The organism is Streptomyces orinoci (assembly GCF_003121295.1).
Lineage (GTDB): Bacteria > Actinomycetota > Actinomycetes > Streptomycetales > Streptomycetaceae > Streptomyces > Streptomyces orinoci.
In genome coordinates, this window is the sequence record NZ_PHNC01000029.1 from 1,199,044 (window position 1) to 1,221,255 (window position 22,212).

Here is a 22,212-nt window from a genome sequence, read left to right on the forward strand (position 1 = left end):
CGGCAGTTCGAATCTGCCCGGGGGCACATGACGAAGGGCCAGTTCGGAGGCTTGATCCTCTCGTACTGGCCCTCTCGCGTGATCACGGCCGTGCCACATGCGTGCCACAAGGCCCGCTACGAGTCCGCATCACCCCGTTCCTTGCGAATCATCGAACCGAGCCGATCAGCGATCTCGCGGTCACGGCCGTTGACCATGTGCTGATAGATCAACGCGGCGCGCGGTGTGCTGTGCCCCATCCTGGTCATGAGCTCACGCAAGCTCGCGCCGGCGAGGGTGTTCCCTGTGTGCCGAAGATCGTGGAAATGCACGTCTGCCGTGATGCCCGCCTCTTTCCGCGCCCGGACGGCGACGCCTCGGCGGGAATATGCCGCCGCCCGTCGGCGTGCTCTACAACGGCAGCAGGACCATGACCGTCCGCTGGAGCTGTGGTTGGTCGTCGAGGAGGCCGCCCTGCGGCGGCCGGTCGGCGGGAATGAATTGATGGCGGCCCAGATCAAGTACCTGATCCATGCCGCCGCCCTGCCGAACGTCACCATCCAAGTCATGCCGACCGCCAAGGGCCCTCACGCGGCCATGGCCGGGACGTTCGCCCTGATGGAGTTCGGCACCAAGGCGCCCACCGTGGTCTACGTCGATTCGATCGCCGGAAACGTGTACTTGGAGAAGGAACGCGATGTCCGCAAGTTCATCCAGACCTTCGACCTCGTACGAGCCGCGGGGCCCGATCCGCAGGAGACCCCCGCCGTCCTGGAGAACATCGCAAGGGAGATGCACCAGACATGAACACCCACCACAGTCGGTCTGTCCATGTGGCCGGCCTGAGCGGCGTCCGCTGGCGCAAGAGCAGTTACAGCTCCGGAAACGGAGCGTGCGTCGAAGTCGCCGAAACCGGCGGCATCGTCGCCGTCCGGGACTCCAAAGATCCCGGCGGGCCTATTCTGCGGGTCCGCCCAGCCCAATGGGCCTGTTTCGTCAGCAGCGCGGCCGAGGAAGCAGCCGCTGGCAGTTGATCTGGGAACACGTTGCCAGTGAGGACAAAGCCGGTCCGAACGCAGCGCAGTGGCTCGGGCCGGCCGCAACCCACGTATCTGGCCCTCGTGGCTGAGCTTGACTCCGGGTCGGCCTTTGGCCCTTCCGCCCTCGTTCGGATGAACCCTGCTCGCCAGTGGTCTGCATGCGAAGACGCCGGGCACCTTGGGGTGAAGGGGACGACGAACCCCTTCAGGACAGCTAAGGGGAGGAAGCTGTGCATCCGTTTGGGAAGATCGGCAGAGCGGCCCTCGCGGTAGGCGGGGCCCTTGCGCTGACAACAGGACTGGCCACCAGCGCTCAAGCCGCCACAGGAACCTTCAGCTATGTCCGAGCAGACACCCACGGGGTTGTCAGGTTCGACAACCCGTCCGACGGGTTCTGCTTCGCCCTCAGCGGGCAGGCACTGAGCGTAACCAACAACACGAACTCCACGGCCCTCCTCTTCGCGGACGCGGGCTGCGACCCGAACGCCTTCATCGACGCCGCGCAACCAGGGCAGACGCGCGACTCTGGAGCTAATCTGCCGACGAGCGTGCGGTTCGGGGGCTAAGGCCGCGCCGGGGCAGCTCGCACGGTCTGCTGATATGACCTATTTCCTTCAGGGATAGCCCATTTGGCGATGGGCAGCCTGAACGACATGCTGATCCTTCGTAGAGCCGTAGCAGCTCTCTTCGCCGCAGGCATCGCCCTCGGAGTGCCCGCCACGGCAACCGCCGACGCCAGCGCCGCCCCGGCCCCAGCACGGGTGGTGGCCGCGCGGCACTGCTTCACCAAGGAGCAGGCCCCACTCGAGCTCGCCCGCCAGGCCGCGGCCGTCAAGCCCGGTCACAAGACCCACCTGATGGTGCCGGTCTGCCAGTCCACCGGCACCTCCCGCTGCGATGCTCCGAGCCACACCCTGATGTGCGGGCAGTTCTGTCAGGACTGTGACGGCATGGTCTGCTCGCAGCCGTGGTTCTCCGAGTTCCCGTGCGGAAGCTGCTAACCCAACACCAGAAAAGGGAAGAGGGGGGATCGTTGAGAGCGCAACGAGTACTGCGCCGCATCACCAGAACCGTCGTTGCCGTCACCGCACTCGCGATGGCCGCGCTGCCGACCGGGGCGCAGGCCGCATCCGGTACCTACACCTACGTCACACCGTCCGGGCAGAGCATCCAGGGCCAGGACCCGCCCAGCGACACCTGCATCCCGCTCACCGGGGGCGCGGTGCACTTCTCCAATGACACCACCGATACCGCCTTCCTCTACGGCAGCGCATCCTGCAGCGGACAATGGGGCGAGCTCGTCGGTACCGGCGCCACATGGGACGCACCCACGGGCGCCCAGGCGCTGGGCGTCCGGTTCGGCTCCGCCCCCGGCGCCGCTGCTCCGCCGCAGCAGGGAGCCCAGCCGCCGACGCAGGGGACCCAGCCACCGCCATCGCAGGGAACCCAGCCGCCGGTCGGCAACCAGCCACCACAGGCAAGCAAGAACCCCGTCGCCAGCAACGCCATGCACTCCGGCGCCGCCCGCGAAATCCGGCCCGGAGCCACCACCGCGACTGCCTACAAGTGGTGGACCTGGCCCGACCTGAAGGTCGGCGACTGCCACCAAACCGGCGGCTACCTGCGCCTCTACGCCGACGGCAAGCTCACCTTCAGCGCACGCACCTGGACCGACCACACCTTCAGCGGCGACATCTGGCACGCACGCTTCCAGCTGAAGAACTCCGGCGGCCAGACCCTGTTCACCACCGGCACCTTCGACAGCCCCACGATGTGGGCGAGCAAACAAGTCGACTGGACAGCCAACGGCACCTTCGAACCCAGCGTCTACGCCGCCACCGCGACAGTGACGCAATGGGCTTCATGCTGAGCTGGACCATACGATGCGGCCGCCCTCCAAGCATGCGGTAGAGGCCCAGCAAATGGCCCCTACTGGCACGCGAGAGAAGCTGCCATTCAGACGGCATGCAGTGCGTGAGCCTTGCGTGAGCGGACGGCTCAACACCCGCCATCACAAGCACGATCAAGAACCATGCCGGGTGCCGCTGACCTGCACGGACAGCAGCACCCGGCACGAACGAACACCCGCCGGCAAGGATTCGATCCCACTCCTGAAGCGCGTGTCGGCAGTTCGAATCCGCCCGGGGTACCTCGCGAAAGTGCTGGCCACAGCACATGCAGGCACTGCCCGCCCCACTTCCTTCGGGGCGGGCAGTGCCCATTGGCACACATGGCTCAGGCGGCCTGTGCCGCTTCCATGGCCTCGATCCGCGCCGGCTCCGGAGTGAACCCCCGTACTTCCGGCACCTTCGATCAGCGCCTGGAGGTCGTTCCCGATGTCCGCGACGCCCGGCTCCACACTGCGCCGAAGCTCAGGGGGGCAGGGGGCACCCCCTGGCCGTGAACCAAGCGGGGGGTGCATGACGAACATCGATGGAATGCCCATTCGAAACCGGACCGAGAGGCGTCCACCAAGGCGTACGTTCAGTGCATGGCGAACGAGCACCTGGGTGACCGCCTGTTCAGGCTTCGCAGGTTGGCTGACCTGACACAGGAGGGGCTGGCGGAGCGGTCGGGCGTATCGGCTGATGTGGTACGGAAGTTGGAGCAGAAGCGGAAGCACTCCGCTCGGCTGCCGACGCTCCATGCGTTGGCCAAAGGGTTGGGCGTGGAGGTCACCACATTGCTGGGGGACCCGCCTGGGGTGCCCTCGACCGGGGAGGCCGACCCGCCCGCCTTGGTCGCCGTGCGCCGGGCCATCATGCCGCCGCTGTTCGCACCACCGCCGGAGCCATCGGGGGTGGAAAAGCTGTCCCTGCCCTTGCTGCGTTCCGAGATCTCAGAGGCATGGACCCTCTATCACGCTGCTGAATTCGGCCGTGTCATGGAGGCGCTGCCCGGCATCATCGCTGACGCGCGTCTGTCGGCCGCTGTCGGCACGGGAGATCAACGCGCCGCCGGCCAGGGCGCCTTGGCCAAGGCTCTGCAACTGGGCGGGCATCTGGCCATCCGGCTGGGCAAGACCGACCTCGCACTCTCCGCGCTGGAGCGGGCTCTCGCGGCGGCCGAGGCAGCGGGCGATCCTCTGCTCCCCGCGATGGTCTGCAACTCCGCGGCATGGGCCTATCAGCGACAAAACCGCCTCGACGACGCCGCACATCTCGCTGTCCATGCCGCCGACGGCATCGAACGGGACCATGTACACAACGCGGAGGGCGTACGCGTCTGGGGCGGGCTGCTGATGTCGGCCGCTACCAGCTCGGCCCGTTCCGGCGACTACGACATGGCCAACGAGATGATGCGCACCGCCGAGCGGGCCGCCGGCCGTCTGGCCACGATGCCCCCGCCTGCCAACGGCAAGCTGGTGAGCATCTTCAGCAAGTCCTCCGTGCGCATTGAGCGAGTCCGCCTGGCCGTGCAGCACGCTCGCCCTGAGGAAGCGCTCCAACTTGCCCGTGGGATGCGGTTGAGCGCCGACACCCCGCCGTCGTGGCGAACGTGGCTCCTGCTGGACGTCGCCCGCGCCTACACCGACGTCGGTGACGCCGAGGGCGCCGTGCTGACCCTGGAGAAACTGCACCGTCTGGCGCCCGCCTGGATACGCCATCACACCCTGGCCGTCGCCATCGTCAGCGACCTGTGGGCCGGGCCCGCTCGGCCCCCCGGTCTCCGCAAGCTGGCCGAGTTTCTGGGCGTTGCCAACTAGCGCTGAAAACTGGGACGTTGCGTCCCTGGGGCCGCAGAGCCAGTGACGGCAGTCTTCCGGCATGGCAGACGGCAACCGGTGGACGGCACCGGAAACACCACTCATGACCCTGCGCGTCAGCAGGGACGGGGGACGGACCTTTGAGCCCGCGCGAGCGGTGTATGTGAGCGACCCGGTAAGTGTCCCGGTGAACCCGGGCGCATTCCCTCCATGCGAGTGCCCGCGCTGTGCGCCGTCGAGGAAGAGGGAGCAGGAGAGGTTCGCCCGGTCCCTGTCCGGCCAGTAACCGCTCGCTTCGGCCGTCGTCCCACCCATTCCCGGGTCGGCGGCCGGAGTGGGCTACGTCCGAGCATCATCCGGCAGAGGAGGCAAGGCATGACAAACGTCGGCGAACGACCGCCAGTTGCTCGGCCGGCCGGACCTCAACCCGGACGCCCCCGGCCCCTCCCCTGGAATGACACGCACCCGCCCACCCGGGCGCGCAAGACTGACCAGATGTCCTCCTACATCCCACACGAGCTGTTCGCCTCCACCGCCCCCTACTACGCCCGTTACCGGCCCGGTTACGAACCGGCCCTCTACGACTTACTGGCTGCCCGCTTCTCCCTCGACGGCACCCAGCGCCTCCTGGACCTCGGCACCGGCACCGGCGTGCTGGCCCTGCCGCTGGCCAAGCTCGTCGGCCACGTCACTGCCGTCGATCCAGAACCCGGCATGCTCGACCAGGCTCGTAGGCTCGCCGCCGAGCAGGGCATAACCAACATCGACTGGCGACTCGGTGACTCAACCACCCTGTCCCGCATGGGTTTGGAGCCGGTGCTGCTGACCGTTATGGGCTCAGCCTTCCACTGGATGGACCGCGACCAGACCCTGCGCGACCTCGGCCAGCTCATCACACCCGAGGGGGCCGTCATCATCGCCTCCGGAGGCGCCCCCGATGACCTGGAGCCCGCACCCTGGCTGGACCTGATCGCCGAAGTCCGCACCCGCTACCTCGGCCCCGAACGCCGGGCTGGGTCGGGCACCTACACCCACCCCAAGGAACACCACCAAGAAGTACTGGCCCGCTCCCCATTCGCGAACGTCGAGACCATCCGCTGGGACCGCACTCTCACCCGCACCCTGGACGAGGTCATCGGCCTGCAGTTCTCCTACAGCTACTCCAGCCCCGCCCAACTCGGCGCCCACAAAGACGCCTTCGAACGCGACCTACGGCAGGCACTCACCGAGTTCAACCCCACCGGCACCTTTGACGAAGTCGTCCGCACCGAAGCCATCATCGCCACCCGCCCCTGACGGCTTTTCGACCGGAATGGCCGGATCCCCCCGTTCCACGCTGGCCCCACCAATAGCAAGCTGCCCCACGTCCATCCAGTAATCCCAGTGGGGGGAGCTCCTGTGAGGACCAGAACCAAGAAACGGGGGGCGGCGGCCTTACCGGCCGCAGTCATCGTCGCTGTCCTGCCGTTGGTCGTTGCCGCGCCATCGGCTGGTGCGGCGGCACACGACCGGAGCGGTGCGGTGAAGAAGGCACCGTCTGCCAGCCATCAGGCCATGGACCCGCGCCTGATCGCAATCCAGAAGAAGCAGCAAGTACTCGACAAGATCGCCGGAGACATCACCGAAGGTCTCTCCGAGCACGACCGCGCCAAGGTCCCCGGCTTCACCGAGATCGAACTCGACCTGAACCACAACCACCTGCGCCTCCATTGGAAGGGCACGCCCCCGCAGCGGGTACGGCGCATCCTCGCCCACCTGCCCAATGGGGTGACGGCCGAGGTCCGGCCGGCCCGCTACTCCAAGGCTGATCTCCACAAGGCCCGCAACAAACTGCTTCGTGCCGGGAGGCCGATCGCCCTGCGTCCCTCGTCCACAACGGACCCGATCCGGATCACCAGCCTCGCGGGCGCCAATGACGGAAGCGGCCTGGAGATCACCTACGACGAAGACCGGGGCGCAGGCTACCGGGACCGGAAGGACCCGCTGGCACGCGACGAACGCAACACCCGGTCCAGCAAGGTCAAGGCGCTCACCGACCGGCTGACAGGCATCAACACTACCGCGACTTATAAGCCGTTGAGTGACGATGCCATATCCAGCGGTGGCAGCGCTCAGCCTCACCTGACGAACGGAGCAGCCGCAAGTGGGGCGATGCGGAAGCATGACGCACCCCCGTGGTACGGCGGTGCTGCCCTGAGGAACCCCTCCGGTGGCATCTGCTCCAGCGGCTTCGCCGTCACGGACAGCCACGGCAACAACATGCTCACGACCGCCAAGCATTGCGACGGCAAGGACGGCTACTGGCACACCTGGGAGGGCGGTGACGACGTCGGTGTGAGCGACCACCTGCAGAGCAACGCCCTCGTGGACACCGTGGGCATAGCCCTGCACGACCCGGCCGACGGGTACCTGTACGACGGGGAGGCGAACAGGACCGACGGCTACGCCAAGCCCGTCACCGGATACGGGCACAACAACGTCGGGGACTACGTGTGTACCGACGGCGCCAACGGCGGCGTGCACTGCAACGTCGTCCTGAGCAAGGTGGACGTCGGCGTCACCGGGGCGGACGGCGGATACCGCCCCGTCACCGACCTCGGCTACGCAACCGACTGGCCCTCCCACGGCGTTGCAGCGGTCAACGGCGACAGCGGAGGACCGGTGTTCGTCGGCGCCAACAACTGGACCACCGATGAGGCACGCGGCACGATCACCGCACTCGACAAGACAGTCACCTGCCCGTCAGAGCTCAATGCGGACACCGTCCTCGACGGGCACCAGAGAAAGCCCTGGTGCCTGGCCGGCGTGTATTACGTCCCCATCTATGAGACCCTGCACGACCTGAAGTGGACACTCAACACCGCCGGGTGACCCAGCCGATGTGGTGGGCCGACGTCATCAGCGTGGTGCCGGCCCGCCCTCTTCCGCCCAACCCCAGTCGATATCAGGATGGGGCCGCCTTCGTCGTCAACGTGGAGCATGTCCATGGACCCGCGACAGCTGAAGCGATGGATACGCGCCCTGTGGCTCACCGGCGCCGCAGCGGTCCTGGCCACCGCCGCAGCAGCCTGGTGGCTCGGGGATCAGCACACGCGAAACCACCGTGACAATGGGCCTGTATTCGGCGACGTATTGGTGAGCGGGGACGGCCGCACCATCACTACCACCGCCATGTGGACACCATGCCATGCCCAGCGTCCCCAGCTTCGGGCACACGAATCCCCGGAGATGGTCACGCTGGTGATCAGGGAAAGTACCGCCAATCTTCAGCAACAGTGCGACAGCGCAGACCAACAGATCACGACCACTATCGCGTCACCTTTGGGCTCACGGCCCTTGATAGACGCAAGCACCGGCAGAACCATCACACCCTTCGATGGCTCGGAGCTCGCAACACCCCGCTATCTTCCAGTGGGTTACGAGCCGAGCGAAGAAATCTATGACGAACCTCCGGATGAGCGCTGTCTTCCGTCACCGTTCGAAAGAGCAGAGAGCGCCTCCTGGTCACGGTTTTACCGCAAAGGCTTCGGACATCCCTCGCTGGCCGTAGCGCAGATCGCGAAGGAAACACCGGATGATCCTCGCGGCGCCATTGCCTCCGTGGATGGGCATACCGCGCACCTGCAAGAGCACTCCGCTTCCCGCTGCTTGACCTGGTCCAGCGACACGTACACCTATGTCGTGGCCACTCGGAGCGCACAACTCACCACCGATGAACTACTGCGAATCGCCAAGCGGCTCAGCCGATAGCTGCAGGCAGCATCGTTCCGCTGCGCGGAGGCGGGGTGCCTCACGCGCAAAAGGAGAGATACACGGCATCAGCAATCACGTAGGCGATGGGAGATGATCAGGCGCACCCCTGCCGCAGGTGGCGGGAGGCGGCGAGACAGGAGGACAACCATGTCGCCTCTTCGCGGTTGATGATCAGGCCGGCGACAGTGATCATCCCGTCGATCGGGCCGTCGAGCCGAATCGAGTGGTCACCGACAAGGAACATCTCCCAGTCGGCGTCGCTGTGCCAGAGCCGGGCGGTCTTCTCACCCCGGCGCTGGGCGAACACGAGTTCCTCTCCACACTCATTCACGAAGTATCCGGCGTAATCCTTGTCGGTGATCTCACCGCCGCACAGGCGGGCCAGGAGCGGTTCGATCGCCGTCGGCGCGTCAGTCATGCGACAGGCTCCTCGTCCGGGTCAGCGTCCTGTCGTGCCGATGACAGGGCCAGCATGCGGGAGGCTGAGCTCAGCAGGGTCTCGTAAGTGATCACTTCTATGCGTGTCTGGTGCGCGTTGTAGGTGCGCAGCGTCTCCGCGATCTCCTGGGAGGTCACGCCCCCGGTCACGTACTGCGGGTGTCCGATCACGACCGTCGCCGAGGCTCGGCGAGTGTCGACTCCATGGTCAGTCAGGATGTCCGGACGGTTCTCGTCCATGGCCCGGAGGTAGTTCTGCGCCTGGGAGACCGCGCGGTGCGCCGCAGCACCCAGCATGAGGTGGCCGGAGCGCCGTATGACCAGGTCTTTGATGTTGGCGCGCTTGAGCTCCACCACGTGCAGAGAGCCGTCACCGCGCAGGAGCGGGATGTCGAGGATGGCTTCCGGGGTGTACTGCCGACGTGCCAATTCGGCCACGTAAGCCCCGCCGAAGATCCATTCCTGGTTCTTCAGGCAGGCGTGGAGGGCGCTCTCGGGACTGTCCGGGTCCTCCACCACGGTACGCAGGGCCGCCAGGCCGGCCTGTCTGGCCCTCAGTTCGAGCAACTGTGCCAGCACGCCTGCATCGACATCGGCCAGGACGTCGTTCATCATCCGTGCGGCTTCAGCGGAGGCGGGCCGAGGCAGGTTGCGGAGAACTATCTCCATGTGCCCGTACTGTTGAAGTCGCCTCAGCTCCCGGGTTGAAAGCCGAACCCCGCCATCGCCATCCCCAATGCTCAGGTACTCGGCGGACCGGGCAATGCCGCGGAAGAGGTCACGAGCGTCTGCTGCGGTCGCGTCGGGTCGCTCGCTGCACAGAACCTCCAGGGCAGCGACCGCCATGTCAGCACCCATGGCAGTCATCCTCCGCATGTGTTCCTCGCTGCGCTGCCGGGCTTCGTCGTCGTAGTAGTTCTCCAGGATTTCAAGGAACAGGTCGCCTCCGGCATAGGCGGCGAAGCGCTGAAAGCGCTGAGCGAACGCGAAGTCCCCGTGGAGGATCGCCTCTTGGGCCACATCCTCCAAGGCATCCACCAGGGGCCTGCCCTTGCCGTACGTCCCACCGGGACCGCCCATGATGTGCAACACCTTGTCGACGCGCTCGCGGACGCGCTCATCCGCGGTGAGTTCGCGTGCCGTCCGTACCATCTGCCAGAGTGTGAAGCCGGATCGAAATGTCGTCACGTGGGCACTCTAGGGCCGGGCACTGACAACGACGCTTGGCGGGAGTTTCGGCTGGTCCCTGGCGACGGGGACCAGCGGATGGTGCCACATTCTTGCGCCGTCGCGGACGTTGCCGCGGCCTTTGGCACACTGACGTGCGCCGTCGATCTGGACCTCTTCGAGGGCACAGGGGTCCAAGCAGAATTGCCGCAATCACACCTTCGCCAACCGGTCGATCGCTGTGGATGTGTGCCGGTCGGCGTGTCGGTGACGCCCGGCGCGTAGGTCCACTTGTCGCTCGTACACAACCAGTTGGCGTAGAAAGACGTCGTGCAGGTGATACTTGAGGTCACACCGGCCACGCTGTTCCGAGTGTGAGCGCATCACTCGAGGTGGCCGTGCCACCGGGGCCGTCGGAGTGCACACGAAGTCACTGAACGCTCAGGCGCACGTTCTCGCTTGGCTCGATAACCTTCCTTTCAGGCTGGCCAGTTGCACCCATGTCCAGAGTGGCATCGTTGACAGCGCGGAACTGCACATGGAGTTCTGGTCGTAGGTACGCGAACTCTGCCGGCAGGCCCACCGGGCTTGGTGGAAACCCTGGCGCCAGCCTGGACGGCCGGCCGAAGAATCGCCGGGAACGTTCCAGTCGGTAGTGCTCCCCGAAAGCCGGCCCCTGGCCGAGCAACAAGACCGCAGCAGCGGGGCCGCCGCACACCCGCGGAAGGCGAGCGCCCGCCAAGACGACCACCCCCCGCCCTCACCACCGAATCAGAACGAGCTCGATGGCAAACCCCGGCCCCATGGCGGCGATGAGGCCGGGGGCGCCTGTGGGGGCGGGGGAGTTCATGGTGGTGGACAGTACGTGCAGGACGGAGGCGGAGGAGAGGTTGCCCTTGTCGGCCAGGGACTTTCGGGTCTGTGCCAGGGCGTGCGGGGGAAGGGAACACGCCTGCTCGAAGGCGGACATGACCTTTGGGCCGCCGCCGTGGACGATCCAGGTGGCGATCTCGCCGGGCGTGAGCGCGTGTCGGCCGAGCAGGTCGTAGACGGCTTTGGGGAGGTGTTCCGCGGTGAGCGCGGGCACCTCGGGCGCCAGGAGGATCCGCAGGCCGTGGGAGCCGATGTCCCAGCCGAGGACCTCTTCGGTGTCGGGTACCAAGTAGCTGTGGGAGTCGAGCAGTTCGGGGCCGCTGGCGTCATGGGACCGCTCGGCGCCGACGGCCACCACGGCCGCCGCGCCGTCCCCGAAGAGGCTTCCGGCGACGATGTTCGCCATCGAGGTGTCCTGCAACTGATAGGCGAGCGAGCACAGTTCGACCGACAGCAGCACCGCGGTGTGGTCTGGGTGGCCCAGCAGGTACTCGCGCAGCCGGGCCAGCCCGGCCGCGCCGCCGGCGCAGCCATTGCCGAAGAGCGGGATCCGCCGTACATCGGGCCGCAGGCCGACCCGGTGCGCCAGCCGGGCCTCGATCGACGGTACGGCCAGGCCGGTGACCGTGGTACTGATCACCGCGTCGATGTCCTCGGGGCGCGCCCCGGCCTGCGCCAGCGCCTCGGTGAGGGTTTGTTCACCGAGCTCCAGGGCGGTGTCCAGCCAGGCCCGGTTGGCGTCGGTGAAGTCGGTGAGCGCGCGCAGTTCCTCCAGGGGACGGGCGAAGTGACGTGCGTCCACCCCCGCGTTCGACTGGATCTTGCGGAGCATCACCGCGCCGGTCGCGGACCGCCCCAGCGTCGTGCCCGCCAGGAAGTTCATGATCTCTTCCTGGGCGAACCGATGGGGCGGGACGGCGGTCGCGATGGCCGTCACCCGTGGCCCGGGTGTGCCGGGTCCCCAGCCTCCTTGCCCCGGCGTCGCCTGCGGCGCCGTCGTCCGGTTTGTTGACACCGGCCTGTTGCCCCTTCCGAGTTGTGCTGTCTGATGTGGTGTGCGGTGCGGCGGTTCGGGGAGTGGTTATCCGGGGGTGAGCAGCAGGACCGCGTTCTGTCCGCCGAAGCCGAAGGAACAGCTGATGGCCGCCTTTCCGGCCGCCGGACGGGGCCGCCCGGTGACGATGTCCAGCTTGTGATCACCGTCCTGGCCGCCGAAGTTGGCGACCGGCGGGACGGCGCCATGGCGCAGGGCGAGGACCGTGTACGCCGCCTGGATCGCCCCGGCCGCCCCCAGCGCATGACCGATGACGCCCTTGGACGCGGTGACCGGCGGAACCTCGTCGCCGAAGACCCGTACCAGAGCCGCCGCCTCCGCCGCGTCGCCCAGCGGAGTGGAGGTGCCATGCGCATTGACCTGCCCGATGTCCCCGGGCCGGCAATCCGCGTCCGCCAGGGCGGCCGCGATGGCCCGGGCGGCGCCCTCGCCCCGCGGGTGCGGGGCCACGGGGTGGTGGGCATCGGAGCCGGCGCCGTAGCCGCGCAGCATGGCCAGCACCGGAGCCCGGCGGGCGCGGGCGTCTTCCGCCCGTTCCAGGACGAGGACGGCGGCGCCCTCGCCGAGGACCAGCCCATCGCGTCGGGCGTCGAACGGCCTGCTGGCCAGGGCGGGTTGGTCGCGGCGCCGGGACAGCGCCCGCATCCTGGTGAAGCAGGTGACCGCCATCCGGGACCGGCCCGATTCGCTGCCGCCCGCCAGCACAAGGTCACAGGTGCCGGACCGCAGCAGATCACGTGCCACACCGAGCGCGGTCGCGCCCGAGGCGCAGGCGCTGGCGGTGGTGAAGTTGGGTCCCTGCGCACCGAGGTCGATGGCGACCTCGCCGGCGGCCATGCTGGGCACACTCCGTGGCAGCGCCAGCGGCGAGACCCGCTCCGGCCGGCCCGCGCCGAGATGCCCGAACTCGGTGACATAGCTGCTCAGGCAGTTGGATCCGACGCCGAGGACGACCCCGGCCCGCTCGCCCAGCGGGCCGCCGGTGGCCAGGCCGGCGTCGGCGACGGCCCGCCGGGCGGCGACGACGGCGAACTGGATGAACGGGTCCACCCGCCGGGCCAGCGGCCCGCCGAGTTCGGCGGCGGCGTCGAAGCCGTTCACCCGGCAGCAGAAATCGACCGGCAGCCCGGCGAGTTCGGGATCAGGAGCGGCGAGCGAGCGTGCCTCGCACAGGGCCGTCCAGTTGTCCTCGGGCGTGTGCCCGGCCGGAGTGACCAGGCCCAGCCCGGTGATGGCGACCTCAGCGGGCATCGGCGAAGGCAAGGGCCGCGTCGGCGAGGGTGGCGGACGGGGCGAGGTCCAGCGCCTCCTCGGGCAGCACGATCCCAAACCTCTCCTCGGCCGCCACCACCAGCTCCATCAGGGCCAGCGAGTCCATGCCGAGACTCTCGAAGGTGGCCGACGGAGTGAGGCTTCCGGGGGCCGCCTCGGCCGGCAGGCGCTCGGTGAGCAGGGCCAGGAGCGGCTCGGGCAACGCGTCCGGTTCCGTCTGGGGCATACGAGTGTCTCCTGGGTGTCTCGGTATGTGGGGGGTGGGTGGGTGAGTGGCTGGGTCCGGGGGTGAGTGCGGCGTCCACGGGCGTTGGCAAGCGCGGTGTCCACGGGCGTTGGTGGGCGCGGTGTCCACGGGCGTTGGTGGGCGCGGCGTCCAGGGGTGTTGGTGGGCGCGGCGTCCAGGGCCGTTCACGCGGTCGCCAGGGTCCCGGCCTTCATCCGCTCGAACAGCTCCCGGGCCCTGGCCGCCCGGGAGGTGAGCCGTTCAAGGTGGGCACCCAGCCGTTCCTGGGCCCGTTGGCCGGCCGGCCCCAGCCCGGACGCCGACAGCACCTTCAGCGTGCGCAGCAGCGGAGCCACTACATGCTCCAGGTGGACATCCAGGTTGTAGATGCCGGAGGCGGCGATGCGCGCGGCCCGGGCCCGGAAGCCGGGGATCGCGGCGCCGGGCATCGCAAAGCCGTCCAGCACATCCGCCAGGGCGGTCAGCGCCGCGTCGGGGAAAAGGGCGAGCGCATCGTCGAACAGCCCCCGGTAGAAGAGCATATGGAGGTTCTCGTCCGCGGCGATCCGCGCCATCAGCCGCTCGCCGGCCGGGTCCCCGCAGGCGGCCCCTACGTTGCGGTGCGCCTGCCGGGTGGCCAGCTCCTGGACGGTGACATAGGCCAGCGTGTGCAGGGGAGTCGGCAGACCCGTGTGGTAGCCGGTGGCGACATGTCCCATCCGCAGCTCTTCCAGCGCCACGGGGTCCACGGCCCGACGGGCGTGGACATAGGCCCGCAGGGCGGAGGCGTGGCGGTCCTCCTCGGCGGTCCACCGGTGCACCCAGGTGCCCCAGGCCCCGTCCCGGCCGAACCGGGTGGCGATCTCGAAGTGGTAGCTGGGCAGGTTGTCCTCGGTCAGCAGGTTGACGACCAGGGCGTCCTGGACGGCGCGGGGCAGCCGCGACTGGTCCGGGGTCCAGGCCGTGCCCTCCAGCGGACCGTCGAAGTCCTGGCCCGCGCTCCATGGCACGTACTGGTGGGGGAGCCAGTCCCGGGCGGCGGCCAGATGCCGTTCCAGCAGCCGGGCCACCGATGGCTCCAGCTCTCGCAGAACACGCTCCGCTTCGGCGGCGGCCTCAGCCATGCACCCGTTCCCCCCATCACCTGTTCGCGGCATATCGGTGCGACGTTCTGCAAACGCGGGCCAGGGGAGGCCGGGAACGGTATTTCACTCGTTTCAGCGCGTGATGCGTATCAAACTCCTGGCCGGGTCGCCCAGTTGAAGGACATCGACACCCCGGCGCCGGTCACGGGTCCGGCCCGGCCGGGAGCGTCCGAGCCGGAGGAACGATCCGGTGGCGTCAATTCATGGACCCCGACATGCGGCGTTCGCGGGATGGTGCCCGCTGGGCCGCGCGCCTGCCGGTAGTTCTTGTCGGGTGATCACCTCAGCCGCTTGCGGACCCCGGGCAGCCCGCCGCCCCAAGTCTCATGCCCCCGACCCAAATCTCACGCCCCCCGGCTCAGACCTCACGCCCCCCGCCCCAGCTCTCGCGCCCGCCGACCGGAAACTTATGGCCGATGACCGCTACTGACGATTCCCGGGCCGTCAGGGACGAGCGCGGTGGCATGGGCGGTACGACGACGCCTCAAGGCGTGCTGTTCTCCATGTGCCTGGCGGTGGCCCTGGTCACCGCCTCCATGGCCGCCCTCAACCTGGCCCTGCCCGATCTGGCCGCCGGCCTGTCCGCCTCCGTCACCTCGCTCACCTGGATCGTTGACGCCTACGTACTGGCGCTGGCCGGACTCGTCCTTCCGCTGGGTGCCCTCGGTGACCGCATCGGCCGCCGAGCCGTTCTGCTCGCCGGTACGGTCGTGTTCGGGGCCGCGTCCCTGGCGGCCTCGTATGCGTCCGGCACCACCGCTCTGATCGCCTGGCGGGCGGTGATCGGGGTCGGCGCGGCCATGATCATGCCGGGCACGCTGTCCACCATCACGGCCGTACTCCCAACCGCGCAGCGGGCCAAGGGCGTTGCCCTCTGGGCCGCCTGCTCGGCGGCCGGCGTCATTCTGGGGATGCTGGTCACAGGTGTGCTGCTGCGGTGGTTCAGCTGGCGGTCGGTCTTTGTGGCCGGCGCGGTGGGTGCGCTGGGTGCCGCGCTGGCGGCCGTCCTCCTGGCCCCCGAGACCAGGGACCTCCACCGGCGCCGGTTCGACGCCCGGGGCGCGGTGTGTGCCGCACTCGCGCCCGGGGCGCTGGTGTACGCGCTGATCGAGGGCAATGAGGACGGCTGGGCGCGGCCACGGGTCCTGGCGGCGCTGGCCGCCACGGTGCTGGCCGCCGTCGCCTACGCGGTCCTCGGGCTGCGCACCGAGCAACCGCTCCTCGATCCGCGGCTCTTCCGGCGCCAGGGCTTTCGCGCCGGAGCGGTGACCATTGTTGTGCAGTTCATGGCGGTGTTCGGCTTCTACTTCGTCGGGCTGCAGTATCTGCAACTCATCCTGGGTTACAGCGCGTTGAAGTCGGCACTGGCCCTGGTGCCGGTGGCCCTGGTCATCGTCCTGGTCTCGGAGGCGACTCCCCGGCTGGCCGTCCGCCTCGGCGAGCGCGCGGTGATGATCTGCGGGCTGCTGCTGCTCGGTTGCGGGCTGGCCGTCCTGGCCCTGCTCGACGCCGGTTCCGGCTATCCGCCCTTCCTCGGCGGCCTGGTCCTGGCCGGATTGGGGATCGGCATGACGGGCGTGGTCGGCACCTCGGCGATCACCAACTCCCTCACCCACGACCAGCAAGGTGTCGCCTCGGCGATGAACGACGTCACCCGCGAGGTGGGCGCGGCCATCGGCATCGCCCTGATGGGCTCGGTGTTCGGCAGTCGCTACCGCCTCGCGCTGCCCGACGTCTCCCGGCTCCCGCCGGCCGCCGCCGATGCGGTACGGCACTCACCGGTCGGCGGCCTCTATGTCGCCGACCGCCTGGGGCCCGGGGGCGCGGCCCTCGCCGCGGCGGTCAAGGACGCGTTTATGAACGGTATGTCCGCGGCACTGGGCACGGTCGCGGTCGTCATCGCCCTCGCGGTCTGCTGCCTCGTACGCGTCAGGAGTCCATGGCGGCCACGCGTTGCGAGGAAGCGGAAGCAGGTCCGGCCGGCGGAGTCCGCGCCATCCGAATGAGGCGCACCACGAGGCGTACCCATGGGCCGCGCTCCGCCGTTTGCCCAGTGCTTCTTGCCTCTTGCCCTTTGCCGCACCTGAGGCACGCCGGACATCCCCGGCAGCACATCGGAAAGCAGGAAGGAAGAACCCACCGTGGCCCATCCCAGCACCGTCGGCCTGCCCCTCGGGCTGACTCTTCTCATGGCGGCCATCACCGCCGAGCGGCTGTTTGAACTCGTGGTGGCCAGGCGGCACGCACGCTGGGCCGCCGCCCGTGGCGGCGTGGAGTACGGGCGCGGCCATTACCCGGTGATGGTCGCGCTCCACATCGGGCTCATCGTCGGCACCCTCGCCGAAGTCGCCCTCGGACACCGCGCGTTCGTACCCATGGTGGGCTGGCCCGCCCTGGCCGGGGTGGTGCTGGCCAATGCCGCCCGCTGGTGGTGCATCCGCTCGCTCGGCCCCCAGTGGAACACCCGCGTCATCATCGTTCCCGGCCTGCCCCTGGTGAGCAGTGGCCCCTACCGCTGGGTGCGCCACCCCAACTATGTCGTGGTGATCGCGGAAGGGCTGGCGCTGCCGCTGGTTTACGGTGCCTGGCTGACAGCGCTCCTCTTCACCCTCGCCAACGCGGCCCTGCTCATGGTGCGCACCCGGGTGGAGAACAAGGCGCTGGAACTGGTCGCTTGAGGAGGACGTCGGGTGGTCCCTCTCCCGCCGGGGACACTCACCCCGCCAGCCCCTCAAGCACCTCCACTCCTGGCAGTCGGCTCAACTCACGTCCGGGGACGATCAGTTTGCCCCGGCGTGCCCCGCTGCCGATCAGGACATGCGGCAGATCGGCCACCGCGCGGTCGATCAGCAGGGGCCAGCCGGCCGGGAGGCCGATGGGGGTGATGCCGCCGTATTCCATGCCGGTCTCGGCGACGGCGGTGGCCATGGGGGCAAAGGACGCCTTCCGGGCGCCCAGATGTTTGCGGACCGTGGCGTTGACATCGATGCGCATATCGGCACGGGCCAGGCAGGCGGCCAGGGTGACCGCGCCGCCCCGCTTGGCGGCGATGACCACACAGTTCGCGGACGCTTCCAGCGGAACACCATAGGTCTCGGCGAAGACGGCGGTGTCGGCGTGGGCGGGGTCGCTGTCGGCGTAGAGGACGGAATCCGCCGCGTCCCAGCCCTTGAGTGCCCCGGCCACCGGGGCGGGCAGGCGGTCGAGCACCGCCAGGGCGGGGTGGACGTCGGTGAAGTGGCCGAAGGGGGGCCGCACTTGATCGCTCATGGGAGCGAGGGTAGCCGTGGGCGGCCCATGGGGCAGGGCGCCGCCATTGGTCCGGACTTGACCGGACTGGTGGCGGATGTCACCGCCCCTGTGATCGGCCCACGTTGACGGTGTGTGCACTCGTCCCCTTAGGCTGACGGCCGTCCTCCAGTTCGACCCACGCCTCCCGGGGGCCTGTTGATGATGCCGACCACGGAGGCCGTGCTCACGGGACTGCTCGTGGGCGCGGTCTTCGCCGCCGCGATCAGCGTGCCGCTGCGCTCGCGTAACCGGCGGCAGCTGGACCATATGCGCTCCCAGCGGGACGCCGCCGTCGCCGAGCGGGAGAAGGCGACGGCCCGTCAGCGGGCGCTGGAAGAGGAAGTGGAGCGGGTCGCGGCAGCGCTGCGGGCCCAGCAGGATCGTTCCGACGCCGCCGAGGCCGCGTTCCTGGTCATGGCGGACCGTATCCAGGTGATGGCGCTCGCCCAGCAGCAGGGCCTGGACGTGCTGGAACAGAGCGTGGAGGACCCGGTGCTGATGACCGGGCTGATGCGCGCCGACCATGCCGCCGCCCAGCTCGCCCGACAGGCCCAGACCATGAAGGTGATCTGCGGCGCCTGGCCGGGACGGCAGTGGCCGCAGGCGGTGTCGCTGCTGGATGTGGTGCGCGGGGCGCAGTCCCGGATCCTGGAGTACCAGCGCGTCCAGGTGCGGGGCTCCCGGGAGGCGATGGTGGAGCCGCGGGCGGTGGAGGCGCTGATCCATGCCGTCGCCGAACTGCTGGACAACGCCACCCGTTACTCGCCGCCCACGGTCACCGTGCTGGTGGCCATCCGGCCGGTGCACAGCGGCGCGGTCATCGAGATCGACGACGGCGGCCTGGGCATGACCGAGGGCGCGCTGGCCGAGGCCGAGCAGCGGCTGGGTGGTGACGAGGCCGCCGAGGGACGGGGCCTGGGCGCCAACCCCCAGCTGGGCCTGGCCGCGGTGGGCCGGCTGGCCCGGCGGTACGGGTTCTCGGTGAAGCTGGACTCGCCCTCGGCCTATGGCGGGGTACGGGCGGTGGTGCTGGTGCCGTCCGCGCTGCTGTCCACGGCCGCGTACGCCCCCGCCACCCCGGCCCCGCCGCGCGCCCCCGAACTGCCGGTACGCAAACCCGCGCAGCGGCAGGACCCGGAGCGCCGGGATTCGCAGCGCAGGGATCCGGAGCGCCAGGGTCTGGAGCGCCGGGATCCGGAACGCCCGTCCGGGCGCGAAGCGGCCGCCCCGCAAACGGCCGCCCCGGCAGAGGCCGCCCCCGCGGTCACCGCCGGCGGCCTGCCCAAGCGGCGCAGCCGCCGCGCCACCGCGACCCCGCCGCCGGCCGCGCCCGCGCCCGGCGCCGAGTCGCCCAACGCCCGCTCCGCGCAGCGCGCCGCGGCCTTTATGAGCAGCCTGCAGGCCGGTACCCGGGTGGGCCGGGCCGAGGCCACGGGGGCACCGGCGGCCCGGGAGGTCCGGCCGACCACGGACCGGGGCCGCGACCACAGTGAAGGGGAAACACCTTGAGTACGCACGGCAATCTGGAGTGGCTGCTGGCGGACGTCCTGCGGGTACCCGCGGTACGGCACGCGCTGGTGGTGTCCCGGGACGGACTCCGGCTGGCCTGCTCACCGGACCTGGCCATCGATGACGCCGACCGGCTGGCGGCGATCTGCTCCGGTCTGTTCTCCCTGGGCCATGAGGTCGCGGCCCAGCTCGCGGACGGGCCCAGCGTCACCCGGCAGGTGATGGTGGAGTACGACGGCGGCTTCCTGTTCCTGGTGGCCGCCGGACCCGGCGCCGCGCTGGCCGTCTCCAGCACCGCCGAGGTGGACGCCGGGCTGGTGGCCCGGGAGATGCAGCACCTGGTGGTGCGGATCGGCGAGCACCTGAGCAGCCCGCCGCGCGCCGTCACCCCGTGACCGGCTCCTCGGGGGCGGGCCCGGTACGCCCGTATGTGATCACCGGCGGCCGGGCCGCGCCCACCCGGGACAGCCTGGCGCTGGAGACCCTGGTGGTGGCCGAGGGCGGCGCCGAGGACGAGATCTCGCTCTCCCCGGAGTGCGGTGAAATCCTGGCGCTGTGCGGGCAGTTGCTCTCGGTGGCCGAGGTGGCCGCGCATCTGAGCCAGCCGGTCGCGGTGATCAAGGTGCTGCTGGGCGACCTGATCGACGCCGGTCTGGTCACCGCCCGTCCCCCCGTCACCGCGGAAGCCGCCCAGCACGACCCGGCCCTGCTGAAAGAGGTACTCGATGGCCTCCGCCAACTCTGAACACCATGGCGGCCGTTATCTGCCGTCCACCGTGCGCACCTCGGTGAAGATAGTGATCGCCGGGCCGCTGGGCGTGGGCAAGACCACGCTGATCGGTTCGCTCAGCGAGATCCCGCCACTGCGCACCGAGGAGACCATGACCCAGGCCGGCCAGGGCGTGGACGAGGTGCTGCCCGGCAAGGCCACCACCACGGTGGCCATGGACTTCGGCCGGATCACCCTCAACAGCCGCCGGGTGCTGTATCTGTTCGGGACCCCGGGGCAGCCCCGGTTCTTCCCGCTGTGGCGCCATCTGACCCATGGCGCGCTGGGAGCGCTGGCCCTGGTGGACACCCGCCGGCTGGAGGCCGGTTTCGATGTCCTGGGGCATCTGGAGGACCTGGGGGTGCCGTTCGCGGTGGCCGCCAACGCCTTTCCGGACGCGCCCCTTTATCCCCCCGAGGAGCTGCGGGAGGCGCTGGACCTGCTGCCGGACACCCCGGTGGTGGTCTGTGACGCCCGGGACCGGTCCTCCAGCGCCCAGGCTCTGGTGACCCTGGTGGACCACCTCTACACCGCCGCCGCACCGCACTCCGCATCACTCACCGCCCCGCTCCCCCAGGAGACCTCCGCGTGACCGACACCGCCTCCGGCTGCCCTGCCCACGCCGGGTCCCGTCCGGCCGCCGCCGCGCTGTACGGACAGGTGCTGACCGGCGACACCCGGGAGCTGTACGAGCAACTGCGCGCCGAGCACGGCCCGGTGGCGCCGGTGGAACTGGAACCGGGCGTACCGGCCTGGCTGGTGCTCGGCTACCGCGAGCTGCTGGAGGTCACCCGCAACGAGGAGTGCTTCTCCCATGACTCGCGCCGCTGGCGGGCGCTGAACGAGGGCCTGGTGCGCCCCGATTCACCGCTGCTGCCGATGATGGGCTACCGGCCGACCCTGCTGTTCGCCGACGGCGCCGCGCACCGGCGGCTGTCCCGGGCGGTGGGCGATGGCTTCGCCCGGCTCGACCAGCACCAACTGCGCCGCAGTGTGGCACAGTTGGCGGACATGCTGCTGGACGCGGTGGCCGGCACCGGGCGGGCGGAGCTGGTGCAGGACTACGCCATGCGGCTGCCGCTGTGGGTCGCCTCCCGGATGGTGGGCCTCTCCGACCAGCTCGCGCCGCGGCTGATCGCCGCCGTCAACGGCCTGGTGGACAGCGGCGATCAGGCCCGCGCCGCCAACCAGACGCTGCAACAAATCCTCACCGAGCTGGTACGGCAGAAGACGGCCACCCCGGGCGAGGACCTCACCTCCTGGCTGCTGGCCCATCCCGCCGGGCTGTCGGCCGAGGAGGTGCTGCACCATCTGGTGGTGATCATTGTGGCGGGCAATGGTCCGGCCGCCAACTGGATCACCAATACGGTGCGGTTGCTGCTGACCGACACCCGGTTCCGCTCCCATGTCACCGGCGGGCGGCTGACCGTGGACGCGGCGCTGGACGAGGTGCTGTGGCGGGACCCGCCCACCCAGAACTTCCCCGGCCGCTACGCCACCCGCGATGTCCGCCTGGGCAATCAGGACATCCGGGCGGGCGACGCCCTGATCCTGGGCCTGGCCGCCGCCAACCGCGATCCCGCGGTCCAGCCGCCGGACGGTCGGATCGTCCCCGGCAACCGCTCCCACCTGGCCTTCAGTGCGGGGCCGCACACCTGCCCGGCCCGGGACCCGGCCCGGCTGATCGCCCACACCGCGGTGGACACCCTGATCCACCGCCTGCCCGGACTCCGCCTGGCCGTCCCCCCGGAAGACCTCACCTACCGCCCGTCCCCCTGGGCCCGAGCCCTCACCGCCCTCCCGGTCCACTTCACCCCGACCCGGACGGGGGGCGCGCCGTAGGGGGCGCCCCGTCAGGGGGCGCCCCCGTAGGGGCGCGGGGAACTGCGCGAGCAACCACCCACAACCCGCACCCGAGCGGCAACGGTCCTCGGCAGACGCCGTTTCGTCGCCGGGCACGATGCGCCCCCTCAGGGGCGCGGGGCGTTGC

Annotated in this window: 22 protein-coding genes and 1 pseudogene; 15 read left to right on the top strand and 8 right to left on the bottom strand. The window is 69.7% G+C overall.

The genetic code is table 11. The features are described 5' to 3' along the window. Positions 1-116: 116 nt before the first annotated feature. Positions 117-347 (bottom strand): annotated as a pseudogene (locus tag CV755_RS20180) (tyrosine-type recombinase/integrase); the annotation flags it as partial. Here CV755_RS20180 and CV755_RS20185 point away from each other — a divergent pair. From CV755_RS20185 to CV755_RS34300, 8 genes are all read left to right on the top strand, one after another. After that, positions 322-786 (top strand): DUF5753 domain-containing protein, encoded by a 465-nt coding sequence (locus tag CV755_RS20185; RefSeq protein WP_162605216.1) that lies wholly within the window; start codon positions 322-324, stop codon positions 784-786. The pseudogene CV755_RS20180 and the gene CV755_RS20185 overlap by 26 nt on opposite strands. Further along, positions 783-1,013 carry a DUF397 domain-containing protein gene (locus tag CV755_RS20190; protein WP_109281593.1) on the top strand — a complete coding sequence of 77 codons (231 nt, stop codon included), beginning with the start codon at positions 783-785 and terminating at the stop codon, positions 1,011-1,013. The genes CV755_RS20185 and CV755_RS20190 overlap by 4 nt, the downstream gene beginning before the upstream one ends. 659 nt (positions 1,014-1,672) lie before the next feature. Beyond that, complete coding sequence (locus CV755_RS20200; RefSeq protein WP_153068719.1) at positions 1,673-2,020, top strand: hypothetical protein; 348 nt, start codon at positions 1,673-1,675, stop codon at positions 2,018-2,020. A gap of 32 nt (positions 2,021-2,052) precedes the next feature. Then, the gene (locus CV755_RS20205) at positions 2,053-2,889 is read left to right on the top strand and encodes a DUF6294 family protein (protein ID WP_153068720.1); all 837 of its coding nucleotides are present in this window, start codon (positions 2,053-2,055) and stop codon (positions 2,887-2,889) included. 621 nt (positions 2,890-3,510) lie between these two features. Further along, positions 3,511-4,725 (top strand): helix-turn-helix domain-containing protein, encoded by a 1,215-nt coding sequence (locus CV755_RS20210; RefSeq protein ID WP_109281597.1) that lies wholly within the window; start codon positions 3,511-3,513, stop codon positions 4,723-4,725. A 495-nt stretch (positions 4,726-5,220) separates the two neighbouring features. Next, positions 5,221-6,021: a class I SAM-dependent methyltransferase gene (locus CV755_RS20220; protein WP_109281599.1), complete on the top strand. Its 801-nt coding sequence runs from the start codon at positions 5,221-5,223 to the stop codon at positions 6,019-6,021. Between the two features lie 102 nt (positions 6,022-6,123). Continuing rightward, positions 6,124-7,596: a S1 family peptidase gene (locus CV755_RS20225; RefSeq protein WP_109281600.1), complete on the top strand. Its 1,473-nt coding sequence runs from the start codon at positions 6,124-6,126 to the stop codon at positions 7,594-7,596. A 114-nt stretch (positions 7,597-7,710) separates the two neighbouring features. Beyond that, entirely contained in the window at positions 7,711-8,475 is a 765-nt protein-coding gene (locus tag CV755_RS34300; protein WP_153068721.1) for a hypothetical protein, read from the top strand. Between the two features lie 97 nt (positions 8,476-8,572). Here the strand turns inward: CV755_RS34300 and CV755_RS20230 are convergent, their stop codons facing one another. The 6 genes from CV755_RS20230 to CV755_RS20255 form a co-directional block, all read right to left on the bottom strand. Continuing rightward, entirely contained in the window at positions 8,573-8,896 is a 324-nt protein-coding gene (locus tag CV755_RS20230; protein ID WP_109281601.1) for a hypothetical protein, read from the bottom strand. Next, positions 8,893-10,104: a Shedu anti-phage system protein SduA domain-containing protein gene (locus CV755_RS20235; protein WP_109281602.1), complete on the bottom strand. Its 1,212-nt coding sequence runs from the start codon at positions 10,102-10,104 to the stop codon at positions 8,893-8,895. The genes CV755_RS20230 and CV755_RS20235 overlap by 4 nt, the downstream gene beginning before the upstream one ends. A gap of 739 nt (positions 10,105-10,843) precedes the next feature. After that, entirely contained in the window at positions 10,844-11,893 is a 1,050-nt protein-coding gene (locus CV755_RS20240) for a type III polyketide synthase (RefSeq protein WP_277751836.1), read from the bottom strand. Positions 11,894-12,037: 144 nt separating this feature from the next. Beyond that, a complete protein-coding gene (locus CV755_RS20245) occupies positions 12,038-13,261 on the bottom strand; it encodes a beta-ketoacyl-[acyl-carrier-protein] synthase family protein (protein ID WP_109281604.1) in 1,224 nt (407 codons plus the stop codon). After that, a complete protein-coding gene (locus CV755_RS20250; RefSeq protein ID WP_109281605.1) occupies positions 13,251-13,508 on the bottom strand; it encodes an acyl carrier protein in 258 nt (85 codons plus the stop codon). The genes CV755_RS20245 and CV755_RS20250 overlap by 11 nt, the downstream gene beginning before the upstream one ends. 185 nt (positions 13,509-13,693) lie before the next feature. After that, the gene (locus tag CV755_RS20255; protein WP_109281606.1) at positions 13,694-14,632 is read right to left on the bottom strand and encodes an acyl-ACP desaturase; all 939 of its coding nucleotides are present in this window, start codon (positions 14,630-14,632) and stop codon (positions 13,694-13,696) included. A gap of 437 nt (positions 14,633-15,069) precedes the next feature. Between CV755_RS20255 and CV755_RS20260 the strand changes: the two genes are divergently transcribed. After that, positions 15,070-16,659 (top strand): MFS transporter, encoded by a 1,590-nt coding sequence (locus CV755_RS20260; RefSeq protein WP_241561306.1) that lies wholly within the window; start codon positions 15,070-15,072, stop codon positions 16,657-16,659. Positions 16,660-16,842: 183 nt separating this feature from the next. Continuing rightward, positions 16,843-17,331, top strand: coding sequence for an isoprenylcysteine carboxyl methyltransferase family protein (locus CV755_RS20265; protein ID WP_109281994.1), 489 nt, complete (start codon positions 16,843-16,845; stop codon positions 17,329-17,331). A 37-nt stretch (positions 17,332-17,368) separates the two neighbouring features. Here the strand turns inward: CV755_RS20265 and CV755_RS20270 are convergent, their stop codons facing one another. After that, positions 17,369-17,923 (bottom strand): YbaK/EbsC family protein, encoded by a 555-nt coding sequence (locus tag CV755_RS20270; protein ID WP_109281608.1) that lies wholly within the window; start codon positions 17,921-17,923, stop codon positions 17,369-17,371. Positions 17,924-18,103: 180 nt separating this feature from the next. Here CV755_RS20270 and CV755_RS20275 point away from each other — a divergent pair, with 180 nt between their 5' ends. The 5 genes from CV755_RS20275 to CV755_RS20295 are packed head-to-tail and all read left to right on the top strand — an operon-like array spanning position 18,104 to position 22,064. Further along, on the top strand, positions 18,104-19,453 hold the full coding sequence (locus tag CV755_RS20275; RefSeq protein WP_109281609.1) for an ATP-binding protein: 1,350 nt from the start codon (positions 18,104-18,106) through the stop codon (positions 19,451-19,453). Continuing rightward, on the top strand, positions 19,450-19,848 hold the full coding sequence (locus CV755_RS20280; protein ID WP_109281610.1) for a roadblock/LC7 domain-containing protein: 399 nt from the start codon (positions 19,450-19,452) through the stop codon (positions 19,846-19,848). The genes CV755_RS20275 and CV755_RS20280 overlap by 4 nt, the downstream gene beginning before the upstream one ends. After that, a complete protein-coding gene (locus tag CV755_RS20285; RefSeq protein WP_109281611.1) occupies positions 19,845-20,198 on the top strand; it encodes a DUF742 domain-containing protein in 354 nt (117 codons plus the stop codon). Before CV755_RS20280 ends, CV755_RS20285 begins: the two co-directional genes overlap by 4 nt. Continuing rightward, the gene (locus CV755_RS20290) at positions 20,179-20,814 is read left to right on the top strand and encodes a GTP-binding protein (protein ID WP_109281612.1); all 636 of its coding nucleotides are present in this window, start codon (positions 20,179-20,181) and stop codon (positions 20,812-20,814) included. Before CV755_RS20285 ends, CV755_RS20290 begins: the two co-directional genes overlap by 20 nt. Then, positions 20,811-22,064 carry a cytochrome P450 gene (locus CV755_RS20295; RefSeq protein ID WP_164503303.1) on the top strand — a complete coding sequence of 418 codons (1,254 nt, stop codon included), beginning with the start codon at positions 20,811-20,813 and terminating at the stop codon, positions 22,062-22,064. The genes CV755_RS20290 and CV755_RS20295 overlap by 4 nt, the downstream gene beginning before the upstream one ends. The last annotated feature ends 148 nt before the right edge of the window (positions 22,065-22,212 follow it).